The organism is Nonomuraea maheshkhaliensis (genome assembly GCF_039529435.1).
GTDB lineage: Bacteria > Actinomycetota > Actinomycetes > Streptosporangiales > Streptosporangiaceae > Nonomuraea > Nonomuraea maheshkhaliensis.
This window is the reverse complement of the sequence record NZ_BAAAMU010000094.1, coordinates 12,285-29,397: the sequence shown is the minus strand read 5'-3', so window position 1 is coordinate 29,397 and position 17,113 is coordinate 12,285. Positions and strand designations below refer to the sequence as shown.

The 17,113-nt window shown below is 69.3% G+C and carries 10 protein-coding genes and 1 pseudogene; 4 read left to right on the top strand and 7 right to left on the bottom strand.

Annotated features, from left to right (window positions below; translation table 11 throughout):
• Window positions 1-376: 376 nt before the first annotated feature.
• Window positions 377-706 carry an NAD(P)H-dependent oxidoreductase gene (locus ABFX54_RS57195; protein WP_428834625.1) on the top strand — a complete coding sequence of 110 codons (330 nt, stop codon included), beginning with the start codon at window positions 377-379 and terminating at the stop codon, window positions 704-706.
• A 476-nt stretch (window positions 707-1,182) separates the two neighbouring features.
• Here the strand turns inward: ABFX54_RS57195 and ABFX54_RS41140 are convergent, their stop codons facing one another.
• Complete coding sequence (locus ABFX54_RS41140; RefSeq protein ID WP_346112291.1) at window positions 1,183-1,935, bottom strand: SDR family NAD(P)-dependent oxidoreductase; 753 nt, start codon at window positions 1,933-1,935, stop codon at window positions 1,183-1,185.
• A gap of 141 nt (window positions 1,936-2,076) precedes the next feature.
• On the opposite strand from ABFX54_RS41140, the gene ABFX54_RS41135 reads away from it, so the two are divergent.
• Complete coding sequence (locus ABFX54_RS41135) at window positions 2,077-3,006, top strand: AraC family transcriptional regulator (RefSeq protein WP_346112290.1); 930 nt, start codon at window positions 2,077-2,079, stop codon at window positions 3,004-3,006.
• Between the two features lie 190 nt (window positions 3,007-3,196).
• Here ABFX54_RS41135 and ABFX54_RS41130 read toward each other — a convergent pair whose 3' ends face one another.
• Together ABFX54_RS41130 and ABFX54_RS41125 are read right to left on the bottom strand one after the other, a co-directional pair.
• The gene (locus tag ABFX54_RS41130) at window positions 3,197-3,556 is read right to left on the bottom strand and encodes a hypothetical protein (protein ID WP_346112289.1); all 360 of its coding nucleotides are present in this window, start codon (window positions 3,554-3,556) and stop codon (window positions 3,197-3,199) included.
• 492 nt (window positions 3,557-4,048) lie between these two features.
• Entirely contained in the window at window positions 4,049-4,519 is a 471-nt protein-coding gene (locus ABFX54_RS41125; RefSeq protein WP_346112288.1) for a MarR family winged helix-turn-helix transcriptional regulator, read from the bottom strand.
• Window positions 4,520-4,764: 245 nt separating this feature from the next.
• Between ABFX54_RS41125 and ABFX54_RS41120 the strand changes: the two genes are divergently transcribed.
• Entirely contained in the window at window positions 4,765-6,618 is a 1,854-nt protein-coding gene (locus ABFX54_RS41120; RefSeq protein ID WP_346112287.1) for an extracellular catalytic domain type 1 short-chain-length polyhydroxyalkanoate depolymerase, read from the top strand.
• 236 nt (window positions 6,619-6,854) lie between these two features.
• Here ABFX54_RS41120 and ABFX54_RS41115 read toward each other — a convergent pair.
• The 4 genes and pseudogenes from ABFX54_RS41115 to ABFX54_RS41100 all read right to left on the bottom strand — a co-directional run.
• Window positions 6,855-7,421: pseudogene (locus tag ABFX54_RS41115) on the bottom strand (SDR family NAD(P)-dependent oxidoreductase); the annotation flags it as partial.
• A gap of 80 nt (window positions 7,422-7,501) precedes the next feature.
• The gene (locus tag ABFX54_RS41110; protein ID WP_346112286.1) at window positions 7,502-8,350 is read right to left on the bottom strand and encodes a tachylectin-related carbohydrate-binding protein; all 849 of its coding nucleotides are present in this window, start codon (window positions 8,348-8,350) and stop codon (window positions 7,502-7,504) included.
• A gap of 243 nt (window positions 8,351-8,593) precedes the next feature.
• On the bottom strand, window positions 8,594-12,529 hold the full coding sequence (locus ABFX54_RS41105) for a GDSL-type esterase/lipase family protein (protein ID WP_346112284.1): 3,936 nt from the start codon (window positions 12,527-12,529) through the stop codon (window positions 8,594-8,596).
• 159 nt (window positions 12,530-12,688) lie between these two features.
• Window positions 12,689-15,595, bottom strand: coding sequence for an AfsR/SARP family transcriptional regulator (locus ABFX54_RS41100; RefSeq protein WP_346112283.1), 2,907 nt, complete (start codon window positions 15,593-15,595; stop codon window positions 12,689-12,691).
• A gap of 259 nt (window positions 15,596-15,854) precedes the next feature.
• Here ABFX54_RS41100 and ABFX54_RS41095 point away from each other — a divergent pair, with 259 nt between their 5' ends.
• A complete protein-coding gene (locus tag ABFX54_RS41095; protein WP_346112281.1) occupies window positions 15,855-16,964 on the top strand; it encodes a substrate-binding domain-containing protein in 1,110 nt (369 codons plus the stop codon).
• The last annotated feature ends 149 nt before the right edge of the window (window positions 16,965-17,113 follow it).

Genomic DNA, 17,113 nt, shown 5'->3' with positions numbered 1-17,113 from the left:
CAACGAGTCCAGGCGTCGCTCGCAATACCCGCCGGCGCCGCAGAAGGCGCCTTTCATACCCGATCATCCCGCATACGCAGAATGAGAAGATCCTCGTGAGCCGCGGCACACACCGGCCGACCCTTCCCCTGGCCCCTCCACGCCTCCAGCATCTGGAAGAACGACGTCCGATTGACCAAGCCGCCGCGCGCCGGGCGTGCCCACCACGCCCACGCATCGGAGCCTCGTCCGGGCAAAGTACGGCGACGCCGCACCGCGCCAGCCCTGCCCCAACCCCAACCGCGGCGACAACCTCTCCGGTGTGTCGCCCTACCAAGACAGCGACGCGGCCACGCCCGCGCACATCCCCCAGGCGGTGTGAGCCCTGACCGAGAAGATGCCAGCGGAAGAACCAAGCCGTCCCGTCGCCCTGAGCGCGAGGGTCAGTGACCCGTCGACCACGCGTATGCTCGCCGGGCGCACCATGACCGCGGTGATGGACCGACTCCGCGCCGACGGGCAGGAGGTCACGGCGTCGTTCGTTGACCTGGCTGGGATGGCCGCCGACATCGGACGGTCACTTGTGTCAGCAGACCCGACTGTCACTGTGCAGCGGGCGGTTGAACTGGTCGGCATGGCCGACGGGCTGATCGTCGCGACACCGGTCCACAAGGCGGGATCAGCGGCTTGTTCGAGCCGTTCGCGGACCTGCCCGACAACGACCTGATCATCGCCAAGCCGGTCGTCCTGTCTGCGGCGGCTGGAACCGCGCGTCACGCGATGGTGGTGGACTAGCAGCTCAGACCGTTGTTCGCGTTATGCGTGCCATGCCCGGCCGTGACAGGCTATGCCGTCTCCCGCGACGCCTTGCGGATGGACGGCGCGAGCGGCAGGTTGCTTGCGTGCTCAGGGCTCGTACCACCTGGGCTGGTGGAGAAGGCGATCCGGTCGGCCTGGCCTGGCGCGGCTGTCACCATCCGCCCGGCAGGACCTCTCCCGTCACGTGGTGCCACGGCTTCCCGGGGGCGGATGGTCCTGGCCAGGCCCGACCACTACCCGCTCACCACCACGCACCGCAACGACCCACTCCGCGCACTCCTCGGCGCACTTCCGGGCTACGGCAAGGCGAGCGGGCCGCCGTCCAGGTCCTGGTCCGCCCGGTGACCGGGCGGCGGCTGTCAGCCGCCATCGTGTGGTGCCCGCTCAGATCTGGTTCGTGCCTCCGTCGACGTAGATGTTCGCGCCGACGACGTAGCTGCTCTGTTCCGAGGCCAGGAAGGCCACGACTGCGGCGGCCTCCTCAGGCCGGCCCATGCGGCCCTTGGCCACGGTCGCGGCGACATTCTCCTTGACGGCCCTGGCGGTCTCCTCGTCACCGAAAGCGGCGGTGCCCCCGGGAGTCTCGATCCATGCCGGTGAGACCACGTTGACCCGGATGCCGCGGTCCTTGAGCTCGTTGGACCACGTCCGCGCGAAGGACCGGACGGCCGCCTTCGACGCCGCGTACGCGCCGAACGCCTCTACTCCACGGTCGCCGGCGGCCGAACCGACCAGGACGATCGAGGCTCCCTCGTTGAGCAGCGGCAACGCCTTCCGCACGGTGAACAGCGTCCCTCGGACGTTGACCGCGAAGGTCTGGTCGAAGTGCTCCTCGGTGGTCTGCTCCAGCGTCACGAACGCACCGACCGCCGCGTTCGCCACAAGCACGTCCAAACCCTTGCCCCGCGCCCGGACCGCCTCGTAGAGCCGGTCCAGGTCCTCCGGCTTCGCGATGTCGCCGACGACCGCGGTGGCCCTGTCCGCTCCGATGCTCTTGACGGCGGCCTCCAGTTCGGCCTCGCGCCGGCCGGTGACGAACACGTACGCGCCCTCGTCCGCCAGCCGTACGGCGGTGGCCAGACCGATCCCGCTGCTGCCCCCGGTGACCACCGACGTCTTGCCTTCCAGCTGTCCCATGTGGGTGCCCCCGTCACTGTCGATATCGATTCCTTCGGCATCAATGCTGCGACAGATCGCGGATACTATCCATGATGCAGAGTCCGGCATTCTTTACGTATCGTCCAGGAGGTGTCGTCGGTGCTCGGATTTCGAGATCCAGTGGCTGACGCGATCGGCCTGCTCCGGCCCCGCACGGTGATCGGGCCCAGCCTCCGGGCCGCAGGAGAGTGGGCTCTGCGCTTCGAGCCGTTTATGCACGTACGGATCGGCGGCCTCGTGCGCGGCACATGCTGGCTGACCCTCGAAGGGCACGAGCCGGTGCCCCTGCGGGAGGGCGACACCTTCATGCTGGGCAACCCGCCGCCTTACGTACTGGCCGGCACGCTCGACGCGAGCCCACGCCCCGCGGAGCCGGTATGGGCGGGCGCCGAAGACGGGTTCGTGCGGATCGGCCCGGAATCCGAGGAGGACCTCTACCTCTGCGTCGGGCACATCGCGTTCGACGACAGGAACGCGGCCCTCCTGACCGATCTTCTGCCGCCGCTCGTGATCGTCCGCGTGGCCGATCCCCATGGCAGGCGGCTCGCGCAGCTGATCGATCTCCTGGCCACCGAGGTCGGGATGGCCGCCGCCGGCGGCCCGCTGGTGCAAAACCACCTCGCACAGATCCTGCTCGTGCACATGCTGCGTGCTCACGCCGGGCAGACAGACCGGCCCACCGGCTGGCTGAGCGCCCTGAACGAGGACGGCATCGGCGCCGCCCTGCGCGCCGTGCACGCGGACGTGGCCCACTCCTGGAGCCTCAAGGAACTCGCCGAGATCAGCCACATGTCGCGTTCCGCGTTCGCCCAGGCCTTCAAGAGCCACGTCGGGGTCCCACCGCTGGAGTACCTGATCCAATGGCGCATGAGCCTCGCGCGCGACGCCCTCACCCGCGACACTCTGTCGATCTCCGAGCTCGCACGGGCCACGGGCTACCTGTCCGAGAGCGCGTTCAGCACCGCGTTCCGCCGCGTGGTCGGCTCATCGCCCGCACAGTTCCGGAACCAGGCACGGCAGTCACCGCGCTCGGCCGCAAACGGAAGTTGAAGGAGGCGTCCTGTGCTCGGCTGCTCCGCTCACGCTGGCGACGAAGACACCAGCACACCGCCCGCCGGCACCACTACCGGAGACGCTCTCCTCGGGGGCGAGCAGGGCGTCGAGTCCGACCCTCGCGGTACGCGTCACGATGATTCCTTCTGCGTGATTTCTGTGGTGGGTTGACATTCGACGGTCGGAGTCAGAGCTGTTCGGGTGCTGCCATCCGGTAGACGAACTGGCCGAGCCCGGACTGCGCGATCGCGAACATCGGGCCGGCCAGGCCTTCCTGCGTGGCGGCCATGCCCGGGTCACCCAGGCGGACCGCCTCGTATCCGGCGTCGAGACGGAGCCGGCTGACAACCCCCTGGACTTCGTCGTCACCGGACCACAGGTTGCTCGGCCGTACCCGGGCATCCGCGACCCGCCCGAAGAGAGAGGCGAAGTTGGTGCTGAACGCCTTCGCCGTCGGCCCGCCCGTCACCGACTTCACGTACTCGGCGTTGGAGGAGAACCCGGCAGGCGGCCGGGTGCCGCCGTAGAGGTTCGTGGCGTCGAGCACCGTCCTGCCCGCGGCATCGAGCTCCTCGTAGGCCTCGGCTACATCACGATCGGAAGCCGGATCGGCGCCACCGGGATCTCCGCCAGGACCCGCAGCAGGATCGATCTCGGCAGCGGCATCTGCTTCCTCGGGCTCGCCGGCCGCTCGCGGTAGAGGACATGGCGAGCCGATGGCCGCAGTTACCCCCGGCCCGACCGTGGTCCCCCACATGCGCGCGCACAGGTGGGTCAGGGCGTCGATCAGCTCTGCGCGGACGTCATCGGCGGGCCCTCTCGACCAGGGTGGATGCCCGTTTTCCCGCATCCCGGCCGGGCGCCTCACGCCTCGATCGGTCCCCTCCGGCGAAGGTCAGCCCGGCGAATCGCTCGCCTATACGCCGATGGGTCGCGGTGTCCGGGGTGGAGCTCGTCAGGCAGGGGGAGCTCGCCGGCATCCGCCTCGCCGTAGATGGCCAGGGTGACGGTGGTGGCTTCCGCGAGCGAAGGACCGGGGTCAGGGGCGCGTGTCCGGGTGGAGGGCTCGGGCGCACAGCGTGAGCGCTTCCGTGAGCGTCGTGCGGGCCGGGTCGTCGATCTCGGCGAGCATGACGGCTTCGATGCTGTCGAGGGAGCGGTCGCATCGCCGGAGGGTGCTCAAACCTTTCGGGGTAAGGCGGGTGCGCAGAGCTCGGCCGCCACGGGGATGCGGGTCGCGGCGGATCAGGCCGCGTTGTTCGAGATCGCGGATGACCAGGTTCATCGCCTGCGGAGTGACGAAGGCGATGCGAGCCAGGTCGGCCGAGGATGGGGCGTCGCGCAGGCGCAGCTCGCTGAGAGCCATGTATTCGGTGGTCGTCATGCCGTGCCGGGCGAGCGCTTCATCCAGGCAGGCGCGGATGCGGCGTTCCAGCCGGAAGACCAGGTAGCTCACATGGGGCGGCGGTGCGTCCGGCGCAGCGGCGGCGGGGACACCCGGATCGGTCACCAGGAGACGATATCGCGCCCCGTCAGGACGGGCTCCAATGTAAGTTTCCCACCTCGTTATCAAGGACCTTGATAGCAAGTTACTTGATAACCAGGGGAAACGGCTCACTGCCAGGTGAACTGGCGGGCATGCGCACCAAGCATGCATTGACGGTGGATCGTGGCCCTTTTATTTTCCAGCGACCGGCGTCAATAGGCGGCGGACCGATCCGCGGCGCGCCGCGGACATGGAGAGGAGGAGCGCGAATGAGACGATTGACCACGGTGCTGGCCAGTGCCTGCGCCACAGCGCTCTTTGCCGTCATGACCGTTGTACTCGGATCGCCGGCCGTCGCCGCCACCCTGGTGGAGGTGACCAGCTTCGGCACCAACCCGGGCAACATGCGGATGCACGTCTATGTGCCGGACTCGCGCCCGGCCTCGCCGGCGATCGTGGTCGCGATGCATGGCTGCGGTGGCTCCGGTCCCGGCTTCTACCAGGGCAGTGAGTTCGCCTCGCTGGCCGATCGGTATGGCTTCATCGTCATCTACCCGACCGCCACCCAGTCGGCAGGGTTCGGCAACTGCTTCGACACCTGGTCGGACGCGGCCAAGCAGCGCGGCGGCGGCAGCGATCCGGTCTCGATCACCTCGATGATCGACTATGTCGAGCGGAACCATCAGGGAGACCCGAACCGGGTCTACGCCACTGGAAGCTCGTCCGGCGGCATGATGACCCAGCACATGCTCGCCGTCCACCCGGACGTGTTCAAGGCAGGGGCCTCCTTCATGGGTGTGCCCTTCAACTGCTTCGCCGGCGCCTCCGACTACCCGCCCGGAAGCAGCAGGTGCACCGGCGGAAGCATGGACCGAACACCCCAGCAGTGGGGCGATGCGGTCCGCCAGGCGTACCCGGGATATTCCGGCCCCCGCCCGCGCATGCAGCTGTGGCACGGCACCAGCGACACCCTCGTGCCCTACTCGCTGCTGCGAGAGTCGATCGAGCAGTGGACCAACGTGTTCGGGCTGGGCCAGACCCCGACCAGCACCGACACCCCACAGGCAGGCTGGAACCGCAGCCGGTACGCCAATCCGTCCGGCGCCGTGCAGGTGGAGGCGTACAGCATCCAGGGCGCCGGGCATGCTCTTCCGCAGAGCGGTATGGCCCGCTACGCCATCGAGTTCTTCGGCTTGACCACCAGTCCGACCGACACCACGCCGCCGACCACGCCAGGAACGCCGGTCGCGTCCAACGTGACCGCCGCCAGTGCCACGCTGACCTGGACCGCGTCCACCGACCAGGGCGGCTCCGGCTTGGCCGGCTACAACGTCTACCGGAAGCAGGGCGCCACCGACCCGCAGCTCGGCCAGTCCACCACCACCTCGATCACCCTGACCGGGCTGAGTGCCAACACCCAATACCAGGTGTACGTACGGGCACGTGACGGCGCGGGCAACCTGTCGGGCAACTCAGCGCCGGCCACCTTCACCACGGCCACCACCGGAGGCGACACCATGCCGCCGACCGCCCCGGCCGGGCTCACCGCCGCGGGCACCACCGTAACCGGCACCAGCCTGACCTGGACGGCCTCCACTGACGACACCGGTGTGACCGGCTATGAGATCCTGCGCGCTGCCGGCGCGATGGGCGGCACGTTCACCCAGGTCGGCACCTCGGACACGACCTCGTTCACCGACACGGGCCTGTCTGCGGACACCACATACCGCTACCAGGTCCGGGCGCGCGATGCCGCCGGCAACGTCTCACCGGTCTCCAGCACCGTCCAGATCACCACTCAGGGAGGTACGACCGGTGCCTGCTCGGCCACCCCGACCGTGCAGTCCCAGTGGGGGAACGGGTATGTGATCCAGCCGCTGACCGTCACCAACACCGGCACCTCGACGATCACCAGCTGGACCGTCACCTTCACCCTGCCGGCCGGGCACACCCTGACCGGCTCGTGGAACGCCACCATCACCACCAGCGGGCAGACCGTCACGGTCAGAAGCGTCAGCCACAACGGCACGCTCGCGCCGGGAGCCGGCACCACCAGCTTCGGCTTCCAAGCGAGCAGGCCCAACGGCGACACCGCCCTGCCGTCCGGCTACACCTGCGCCTGACCGTCAGCCTCACGCGGTATGGAGAACGTCATCAACGATGACCGGCTGAGTGAGCTTGCCGAGAGACCGGACGTCCTCACCCCCCGGGACTCGGCGAGGCCGGAACGCCTGGTGTGAACCCGTCGCCTTCGGCACTCGCAGGCGGCCGTCCCGTTACCCCTGGCCGTGACGTTCGTCGTGCATGCCCCGGTCGTTCAATTGGGCGATGACAGGTCACACTACGTGAATCCGGCATGTCAGGCCAGGAACATCAGCAGGCCACGTGCTTCCGCCGGGGCGGACGCCCTCGCGTCGATCACCCACGTGCAGGTTGAGGAGAGCAACGCGACGAAGCAGCTGTGATCGGCGCCTCTTCCTTCTGGCGCCACGAGAGCGCCGCGGCGAGGGGCCCGACCGCCTCCGGAGCTGCGAAGGTCGCCCTCGCGCAGCGCCGGTGTCCGCCTACTGTGTCTGATGTGGCCGGTCGGCTCGGTGGCGACGAAGCCGGGCTCGACGACCACGACCCGCACACCCAGGGCGGTGACCTCCTGTCGCAGTGCCTCGGAGAAGGTGGTGACGCCGGACTTCGTCGCGGCGTAGACACCGCTGCTCGCAGACGCGATCCGGCCCGAGGTCGAGGAGATCCGCAGGATGGTGCCCTTGCGCTCCAGCAGGTGCGGCAATGCCGCGTGGACCGCGTACATCGAGCCGAGCAGGTTCGTCTCGACCATGCGCGTCCATTCCGTGGTGTCCGCTCCCATGATCGGGCCGGCGAGCATCACCCCGGCGTTGTTCACCAGGACCTCCAGGGCACCGAAGCGCTCGACGGTCTCCGCGCTCCGCCACCGCGCCCGGCCTGGCCACTGCGTGCACCCAGCTCAGCTGACGGATGGCGGCTGCCCTGCTAGGAGCCCGCGCAGGCGTGCGGGTCGCCCATGACCGTGCCGTCGAAGCCGGAGCCCACCTGCTTGGCATATCCGTTGTTCGCCCAATGGGAGCTTCCGTCACGGTAGCCGTCGTGCCGGAACCACAGCAGCCGTCCGCCGTCCGCACTCACATAGATATGGCCGCCTCCCATACCCGCAGGCCGGCTAAGGCCGTAGTTCGGTCCCCAGCCGGTTCCGACCTTCTTCGGGCGCCCGCCGTTGGCCCACGACGCCGTTCCGTTCAACCATCCGTCGTGACGCCACCAGAGCATGTCACCGGTGTAGCTGTCGATCGTGTAGATGCTTCCCTCGCCGGCGGAGAACATCTGAGGGAAGGAGACGACGTCTGCGAAGCCGGACCCCACCTTCCTGCCGACACCGCCGTTGGCCCACGACGCGGAGCCGTCCCAGTAGCCCTCGTGCATGAACCACAGGAGGTCGCCATTGCCCCTTCGGCCATAAATAACGCCCGCCTCGGCGGCGAACACCTCGGCGAATTTGTTCCAGCCGGTCCCCACGCGAGTGGCATGATCGACCTTGCCGTCCGCGCCTATGCTGTACCACCACAGATCGCCCGAAACTTGATCGATGGCATAGACAACGCCATCGCCGCCGGTGAAGAAATCCACCGGCGCCCATTCACCGACGAATTGACGGGCGCCGTCCAGCCAGGCGCCGGTTTGGATCGCCGAGCCGGAAACTCCGTAGCGGGACAGAGACGTTCCACTGGGATCATGCCAGTAGACATGTGATGACCTGCAAAAGGCGTTCGCCGTGGTGGCGACCGCGGCTCTGCCGTCCGTCGCCAGCAGCAACGCGGCGAACACCGTTGCTCCCACCGCTGACAGCCGGCGTGGGCGGCGGCGCCGGGAGGGTGTTCCACCTACCGCTGGATTTGAACGACCATCAGACATCGACGATTCCCTTTCTTCTACCGTCGCCGAGCGGACGGGACCGTCCTTTGGCGAACATCTAGTAGTTGTGATGGCTGGTTCATTCCGTACTGCCGTGGATCCAGCAGACTCGGTGTCACCGGGCGCGTCGGGATTCATGTGTTGTTTCTCGTCACTTCATGGGTCCAGTGCGCGAAGGGCGCGGTTGAGTGTGGCCGCGTACAGGGAGGTTCCGCTGATCTTGGGGTGGAACGACTGGCTGGAGACCGGATTGCTCGGTGGCTCGCCGCTGGTCCTTTCGGGGATGAATCTGTGGATGGCCTCGCCGTCGGAGCCGAAGTCGTTGCAGACGCTCTTCCCGGCGAAATCCTCACGGGGGTCGGCGAAGCTGACGGGGATGCCGCTTACTCTGCGTTCCTCGTCGGTTATCCGGCGCAGGTCCTCGGCCAAGCTGTCGCTCAGGCCGTTGAGCCAGGCTCCCTCCTCCGGAGCCATCACGCAGCTGCCGGAGTTCTCGAACAGCCGGGGATACCCCATCAGGACGATCTTCGCGTTGGGTGCCCTGGTGTGGATGACCCGGAGCACGGTCCTCATGGATGGTTCGAGCTTGGTGGCGATGTTGAAGGGGACCGATTCCTCCATGCGTTGGCTCTCGCCGTCGAGAGTCGTCGCCTGACACGGCAGGACCGTCGGCAGCAGGCACCTGGTGAGCACGTCGCTGAAGCGGGCGTCGTTTCCGCCGATGGACAGGGTGACCAGGGTGGTGTTCTCGTCGAGGAATCCCCGGTCGAGCTGGGAGACCTCGCGGTACCGGCCCCGTGCCCGCTCTCCCCACGCGTTGGTGATGGGTTCCTCGCCAGGAGCGGGGCTGGGCAGCAGGTTCTCGGTCTGTGCTCCTGAACAGGCCAGCAGGTGGTAGTCGAGGGTGGGATCGAAGGAGTCGGCTCGGCCGTCGATGGGATCGAGCGGTTTGTCGGCGAGGAACGCCTTGCGTGACCAGGCGTGCCGTGAGCGGTGGCAGGCGTTGCGGTAGTCGTTGCCGCCGTTGTTGTTGCTCTCGCGGTAGTAGTCGTACAGTTCGTCGGCGGAGGCGCCCTCGCCGGAGGCGTAGGAGTCGCCCAAGGCCACGATCAGGTGCCGTGGTTTGCCGGGCAGCGGTTGGACGGCCACCGCGTCCCAGGCCACGTCTTCGCTGCCGTCGCCGTCCCTGGTGCGGGTGCTCAGGCTGATCTTCGGGGTGCCGGCGAATTCGACCACCCCTAGCGAGACCCATTGGTGTTTGTAGGTGCGTTGCAGCAGGGTGCGTTTCTTGACTCTCCCGTCTCCGAGGTGGATGTCGTACTGGGCTTGCTGGGTGTGCGCCCCGTGGTCGGGCATGTGCGCGAAGACCCGCGCCCAGCCGTTGATCGGCCGGTCGAGTGTCCACGTCCCGGTGACCGGCATGACGCCGCGTGGGTCGTTGGCGTCGTTGCGGGTGTGGGCGAACCAGAAGTGCCCGCCGAAACCACCGCCGATCTGGTGAAAGTCGATTTTCGACCGGTAGTCCGCTCCGTCGAATCCGAACGTCAGCTGGAACGTCCCGGAGTTGGTCCAGTCTCGCGTGCAGCCGGGTCGGATCGAGGGCACCGATGAGGGTACGTCGTCGATGACGAGGGTCCCGCCGGGCAAGGAGTTGGCGGCCCCGTCGGCGTCATGAAAGGCCCGGCAGTTGGGCCGGTAGCGGGGCCGGCTGTCGCCGGTGTAGGCGCCTTCGGTGTCGGCGTCCGGCGGTTCGGGGTCGCCGGGATGGTAGCGGGTGCTGTCATGTCCGCAGTCGGCCTCACAGGCGGGCTTCCAGGTCGCGGGCTCGTGGAACCAGCACCGGAAGTTGTTCAAGGTGCAGGGGGAGTTCGAGGTGCCGATCCTGCCGGGGTCGCAGTCGTTGGACGGGCGGCAGAACAGGTCGAGCGGAGGCTTGGCGAATCGGCGGGTTCCCTCGGAGCTCCACCAGGCGTAGCGGTAGCCGTGATCGTTGCCGCCGTCCTTGACGATCGGATGCCCCGCCCAGCCGATGATCTTCTCCGGGTAGGGCCAGTGTTGTGGATGACGGGCGTCGTCGTACGTGCTGTCGAGGAAGGCCTTGCGGTTGGGCGGATAGTCGGGCATCGCCGGGTTGTTGGTCCAGCCGAGCCCCCAGCGTCCTGCTTCGTCGGTGCAGTTGGGACCCGGCAGGCACCCTGTCGTGTTCCCGTAACGGTGATCGGGCTGGAAACCCGTGTTGTACGCCCATACCGCGGCGAACCAGTTCTCGATCTTGCTGGGGTCGGCGTTGTTGATCCGCACGCCTCGGCTGTAGGTCTGGTTCCACTTCTCCTGCAGAATGTTCAGCCCGGCGGCGATGTTGGTCGCGTAGTCCAGCGCGATGGCGCGCTGCCGCGTCGGGTTGCGGGAGGTGTCTCCCCGCCTCATCCCCGTGGTCACTTGCGCGACGCCGTATCCGCAGTCGGCCTTGTTCCAGTGGATTCCCCACTCGTCTTCGGAGATCCGGCCGTAGAAGTTTCCGACGAGTGGATTACCGGCCACACCTTCCAGCGCGTGAGGGGAGGCCTGCCACATGTTCGACTCCTGCGCGATCACCGCGTTCAAGATCGCTGCGGGGACCTTGCCGCCCTCCCGGCCCAGTAAGGGGATCGAGGCGTACATGCCCTGCGGCGACCACGACGGCAGACCCGAGCCCTTCCAATCGGCCGGACGCGCCGTACGCAACGCGTCGTGCACCGCCAGGTCCACAGCCCATTCCACCTGTCGCCAATGCGGCTGATAGACCTGGGTACGCGGGTCATTGCGGGGAACGGCGCAGGTGTAGCCGTGATCGACCGGGTCGTTCTCCTCGTCCGCAGCAGTCGCCCGGGCCGCGCCCGCGGGATTCCTCAGCTTCAAGCCCCCGCTTGCGACGCGGCCCTGCGCGGCATGCCGGCTCGGCCGGCCGGCGGGGTCGACCACGAACTCGACCTCCTTGCCGGTCTGCACCACCCGGCCGCGCAGGCTCACCGGCTGCGCCGTCCCCGGTTCCGCCGCGACGGCTCCCGCCACGCCGCGGCGCGCCCCGCCAGGGACCTGCGGCTCGTGGGTCACGACCAGCCGGCCCAAGGTCGAGACGTCGGCGGTGGTCGGCGCCTCCACCCGCGTCACGTGCTCAGGCAGCGCCGCGACCTGCGCAGGGCGTCCGGTCAGGTGGATCCGCCCTCCCGTACCCGGTTTCAGCGCGAGCTCGGCGACCTCGCCCTGCGCGAGCCGCCGCCGCGTGCCGCCGTGGAGCTGCACGGCGGAGGCAACCTCACCCCTCCGCTCCAGGAACACCAGCCCGCCGTCGCCTCCGGCGCGCACGTCGAACGCCACGCCGGCGGTGTCCGCGCGGTGGCGGACCCGCCCGCGCCGGTCCACGTCCACCAGTCGGGATCCCAGCGCGGTGACGATGCCGCCGGCGAAGGGCACCGCCGACGTGGCCTGCCCCCGTACGGTCGCCGTCCAGGCGATCCGTCCGCGCTCGGGATCCACCAGGTGCAGCCGCGTCTTGCCCAGGTCAACGGCCCCGCCCTGGGTCAGGACCGCTTCGTCGCCGGTTCCGCAGCCGGGGTTGTGGTACGCCAGCGACACGTTGACGTCCAGTTTCGACACCGCGCCGGTCGCCACCTCGACCACCGCGGCGAACCCGCCGCGGGCGAAGAGCTGATCACGATTCGTGAAGGTACGCGGTGCGTAGACCACGACCGCGTGTCGCCCGGAACCGGTCAGGCACGCCTGGCCGATCCACCGATCCGTCTCGAACCCCGGCTCGGAAAGCGTCGCCGCCGTCCGCCAGGTGTAACCGGTCCGCGATTCGGCCACCAGCAGGTGAAACCCCGTCGGATCACCGGTGGTCGTCCACGCCAGGTCCTCGGAGGTCCGCCATCCCGCCGGTAACAGGCGATCACGCTCGCCCGACGGGACCGTGGAGAGGGCGGCCGGCGCGGGCTCGACGCCGCCCTCCGCCCCCGACGGCGGCCTCGCCTCCGCGCCGGCCGGGGCACATAACCCCACGGCCACGGTCACAGCCGTGACCACGTTGATGAGACGCCGGACGTACCCCGTCATCCGCCACCGCCGACCAACCGCGCATTCGCCCATGACGTTTCCCCATGCTCTCGGTCGGGCCGGATCGCCCAGGCGAGCATGGAACAGCGACGTCATAACCCCGTCATAACCCACGCGAAGATCCTCATAGGCCGGTCGTGCCACGCTGCAAGAACGTGGCTACCGACGGCGGCCGTGGAGTTTCGCTCGGACGTGTTCGGCGTCGGGGCTGCCGAGTTCGTCGAGGACGGCCAAGGCGTCCTGCCATGCCTGTCGCGCGGACTGATCACTGCGCAGGGCGGCGTACGCGTCGCCGAGGTGTACCAGCGTTTCGGCCTCCGTCGCGCGATCACGCCCGGCGCGGAGGAGTTCGAGGGCCTGGCGGTAACGCGTGACGGCGTCGTCGTGGCGGCCGAGGTGGTGGTGGGCGTAGCCGAGGCCGGCCCAGGCCTGCCCCTGCCCCTGGAGGTCCTCGACCTGCTGGAACAGTGCGAGCGCCTGCCCGCAGCAGCGCAGGGCCTGGTGGCATTCGCCGAGCTCGACGTAGAGGAATCCGAGGCCGTTGAGTATGTCGGCCTGCCCGTGCGGCACGTCCGCGGCGCGGTACAGGTCGAGGGCGAGCCGCATGTGGCGGATGGCCTCGTCGAAGTCGCCACGCCGCCGGTGGATCCAGGCGAGTGTGTGGTGTGCTTCGGCCTGCCCCTCCTCGTCGGCCTGGTCCGCGGCCAGTTCCAGAGCCTGTCTGGCATGGGTGTGGGCTTCGGCGTGCCGGTCGAGGCTGATGAGCGCGCAGCCCAGGGCCAGGTGTGAGAGGAACTGCCGGAATCCGTCGTCCAGCCGTTCGGCCGCGTCGAGAGCGATGCTCTGGGTGTCGGCGAAGTCGCCCCATTGGGCCCGCCAGTCGAGGAAGTTCTCGAGAGCCCAGGCGATGTGCCATGCCGCGGCGTCCAGCCCCACGTTCATCGACAGGTCGATGGCCCTGATCAGGACGGAACGCTCGTCGGACAACCACGTCTCGGCCTGCCCGGCATCGGTCAGCGCGTGAACCGCGACCCCTTGACCGCACGCGTCGAGCCTGACCTCGCGGCGGGCCGGATTGATCAGCATCGCCGCCCGGTGGCCGGTGTGCACGTAGTGGTCGAGCAGGCGGCACAGGGCCGCATGAGACTCGGCGCCGGTCTCCTGCTCGCGGACGAGTTCGCCGGCGTAGACACCGAGCAGGTCGTGGAGGGCGAAGCGGCCGGGACGCTGCTCGATGAGCAGTTGGGCGGTGGTGAGGGTGGCCAGCATCGGCCGGACCTGGGCGACCGTGACGCCGGCGAGGCTGGCGGCGGCGGCGACGGAGACCTCAGGGCCGGGATGCAGGCCCAGCAGCCGAAACAGCCGGGCCGCGTCCGCGGGCAGCCTGCTGTAGGAGACCGAGAACACCGCCCTGAGGTCGGTGGCGGGATCCGCGCCCACGAAGGCGTCCAGGGCGCTCCTGGCGTCGAGCAGCTGATCGGCCAGCGCCTGCAACGGGAAGTCCGGTTGGGTGGCGGCGCGGGCGGCCATCACCGCCAGCGCGAGGGGGAGCCGTGCGCAGCGGGAGATGATGGTGGCGACGGCCTCGGGCTCGGCGGTGATCCGGTCGATGCCGAGCCGGTGAGCCAGCAGCTCGCGCGCTTCGGCATCGGTGAGCAGGCCGAGCTGGATGGGCCGGGCTCCCTCGGTCGCGACCAGGCCGGCGAGGTGATCGCGGCTGGTGATCAGAGCCAGACAGCCGGGAGAGGCCGGGAGCAGGGGCCGTACCTGTCCCTCGTCGCGGGCGTCGTCCAGCAGGACGAGCACGCGTTTGCCGGCCAGCAGGCTGCGGTAGAGGCCCGCCTGGGCGTCCGTGCCGGCCGGGATCCGCTGCGGGGACACCCCGAGCGCGTCGAAACACTGGCGCAGCGCCTCGGCGGGCGTCAGGGCATGGTCGGACGGGTCGAAGCCCCGCAGGTTCAGATAAAACTGACCGTCGGGGAAACGATCCGCGACCCGGTGCGCCCAGTGCAGCGCGAGCGCGGTCTTGCCGATGCCCGCGGCACCGGAGACGGCCGAGATCACCATGACCGCCTGGCTCTCGTCACCGGGGAGCAGGCCGTCGAGGAGCTTGACCTGCTCCCGCCGGCCGGTGAAGTCACGGACGCCCGCCGGAAGGTGACGCGGCACGACGGGCTTGTCCCGTAATCCGGGCCGGCTCAGCGATGCCGGCTCGACCTGCGGATCAGGTGTGCCGGTATGCGGCTCTGACGTGCTCGGGCTCTGCCGGATTCCCGGCTTCCCGTCGAGGAGGTGGTACGGATCCCCCGGCCCGTCCGGATTCAGCGCGGGATCGCCGGTGAGCACGGCCTGTTCCATGCGCCGCAGCGGCGGCCCCGGCTCCAGCCCCAGCTCCGCCACAAGCGTGGCACGGGCCGCACGGTAGACCTCCAGCGCCTCGGCTCTGGCCCCGCACCGGTAGACGGCGAGCATGCGCAGCGCCCACAGCCGTTCGCGCAGCGGGTGCCGGTCGGTCAGCGCGGCCAGCTCGGGCAGCAGGTCGCGGTGGTGGCCGAGTCGCAGTTCCAGCTCCAGGCAGTCCTCCAGCGCGGCCATCCGGGCCTGCTCGATGCCGGCGGTCGTGGCCTCCAGCCCCGCGAGGTCGATCCCGTCCAGGAGCGGGCCGCGCCACAGTGACAGGCCCCGGCGCAGCGACGCGGCGGCCTCCCGCTCCCTGCCCTGCGCCGCCGCCCGGCGGCCCGCCTGGAGGTGCTCGGCCCATTCCAGCAGGTCGAGCGTGTCCGGCCCGGCGTTCAATGCATAACCGCCGGCCATGGTCGTGATCACGTCGGGGCAGCCGGCCGCGGTCAAGACTTTGCGTAACCGCCCCGCTGTGTTCTGGACCTGGCGCCGCGCCGAGGGCGGGACCCGAGCGGAGAAACAGAACTCGACCAGGTGGTCCAGGGTCACCGTCTCGTTCGCGCGCAGCAGCAGGACCGCGAGCAGTTCGCGCTGGCGGTGCCCGAGATCGAGCACCTGACCGTCCGCGCTGACCTCGACCCGCCCGAGAATCCGAAACCGCACCACGCGCCGACCCTTTGCCCATTCCGTCCTGTTGGCCAATAATCGTCGTCCACGGCCGCCGTAGGTTCAGGGATTTCCGTCATAGCTTAAAGCTGAATGGAACAAATCAGCGGGGAGTGGGCCCCAACCAATGGCTGTTCGGCTGCGGACGTGAAGGTCGCCTGGATCGCCTGGCACCGGAAAACGGAAGCGTTCGCTTTCGAAAGCAAACGTTCGCGGTACGATGGCGGAGGAAGACGCGCAGAACCGGAAGGAGCCCCCCGTGCTGGCCGAGGAGCGACACGAGGCGATCTTGCAGGAGCTGAGCCGCAAGGGCTCGGTCAAGGTCGCCGAGCTGGCGGCCGGCCTCGGCGTCTCGGCCGTCACCATCCGGCACGACGTGCGCGAGCTGGCCGGGCGCAGGCTGCTGGTCCGGGTGCACGGCGGCGCCGTGTCCATACCGGACACGCCGCCTCGGAAAGCGCCGCCCGAGGAACCGGCACCCGGGGGGCAGAGCAGGGAACGCGCGGAGCCGGACAAGGCGCGGACCAGGCGTGAGCCGTACGTGCTCGGGATGCTCGTGCCGCAGAACGCGTACTACTTCCCGGCCGTGATCAGGGGCGCGCAGGCGGCCGCGCCGAGGCTCGGCGCGCGGGTCACCCTCGCGGTCTCCCGATACGACCTGGACGAGGACCGCCGCCAGGTGGCGCAGCTGCGCTCGTCCGGGGTGGACGGGCTGCTGCTGACGCCGAGCGAGAACCCCACGCTCTCCCCCGCCACGCAGCAATGGGTCAACGAGCTCGACGTGCCGGTGGTGCTGGTCGAGCGGAAGGCCGCCTGGTCGATGCCGGCGGTGGAGCAGGTGGCCACCGATCACGCGTACGGCGCCTATCTGGCCACCTGCCATCTCGCCCGGCTGGGGCACGAGCGGGTGGCCCTGCTCGCCTGCGAGAGCAGGACCACCCCGTGGATCCGCGAAGGGCACGAGCTGGCCCAGCGCGCCCTCGGTCTGCCGGCCGGGGTCGTGCGCATGTTCCCGCGGGCGGCCGTGGGCGCGCCGACGGAGATGGGCGAGCACGTCGGCGAGTTCCTGGAGGAGGGCGTGCGCGCGGCCCTCGTGCACAACGACGTGGACGCGCTCTCCCTGGTCAGGCAGCTGCGCGGGCGCGGGGTCTCGATCCCGGAGGACATGGCGATCGTGACGTACGACGACGAGGTCGCCTCGCTCGCCGACATCCCGCTGACCGCCGTGTCGCCGCCCAAGGAGGAGGTGGGGGCCGCGGCGGTGCGGATGCTCGTCGACCGGCTGAACGATCCGGACCGGCCGCTGCGCAGCCTGCTGCTGCGGCCGGAGCTGCGGATCCGGGCCTCGTGCGGCGGTACGCCCGCCTGAAGCTCCCGCAGGACACCGCCCGAAGGCGCGACCACCCGAGGGCGCGACACCCACCTGTAGCTCTTTCGTTTTCTTTCGCATTTCGGTCATGTGACGGGATTGTGACCGACAGAGGTACGGCAGTCCGTTGACAGGCTTCGTTCGAAATC

Coding starts and splice junctions, on each gene's coding strand:
- ABFX54_RS41140 (WP_346112291.1), bottom strand. CDS start 1,935: ATGGGACAGCTGGAAGGCAAGACGTCGGTGGTCACCGGGGGCAGCAGC.
- ABFX54_RS41120 (WP_346112287.1), top strand. CDS start 4,765: ATGAGACGATTGACCACGGTGCTGGCCAGTGCCTGCGCCACAGCGCTC.
- ABFX54_RS41105 (WP_346112284.1), bottom strand. CDS start 12,529: ATGACGGGGTACGTCCGGCGTCTCATCAACGTGGTCACGGCTGTGACC.
- ABFX54_RS57195 (WP_428834625.1), top strand. CDS start 377: ATGCCAGCGGAAGAACCAAGCCGTCCCGTCGCCCTGAGCGCGAGGGTC.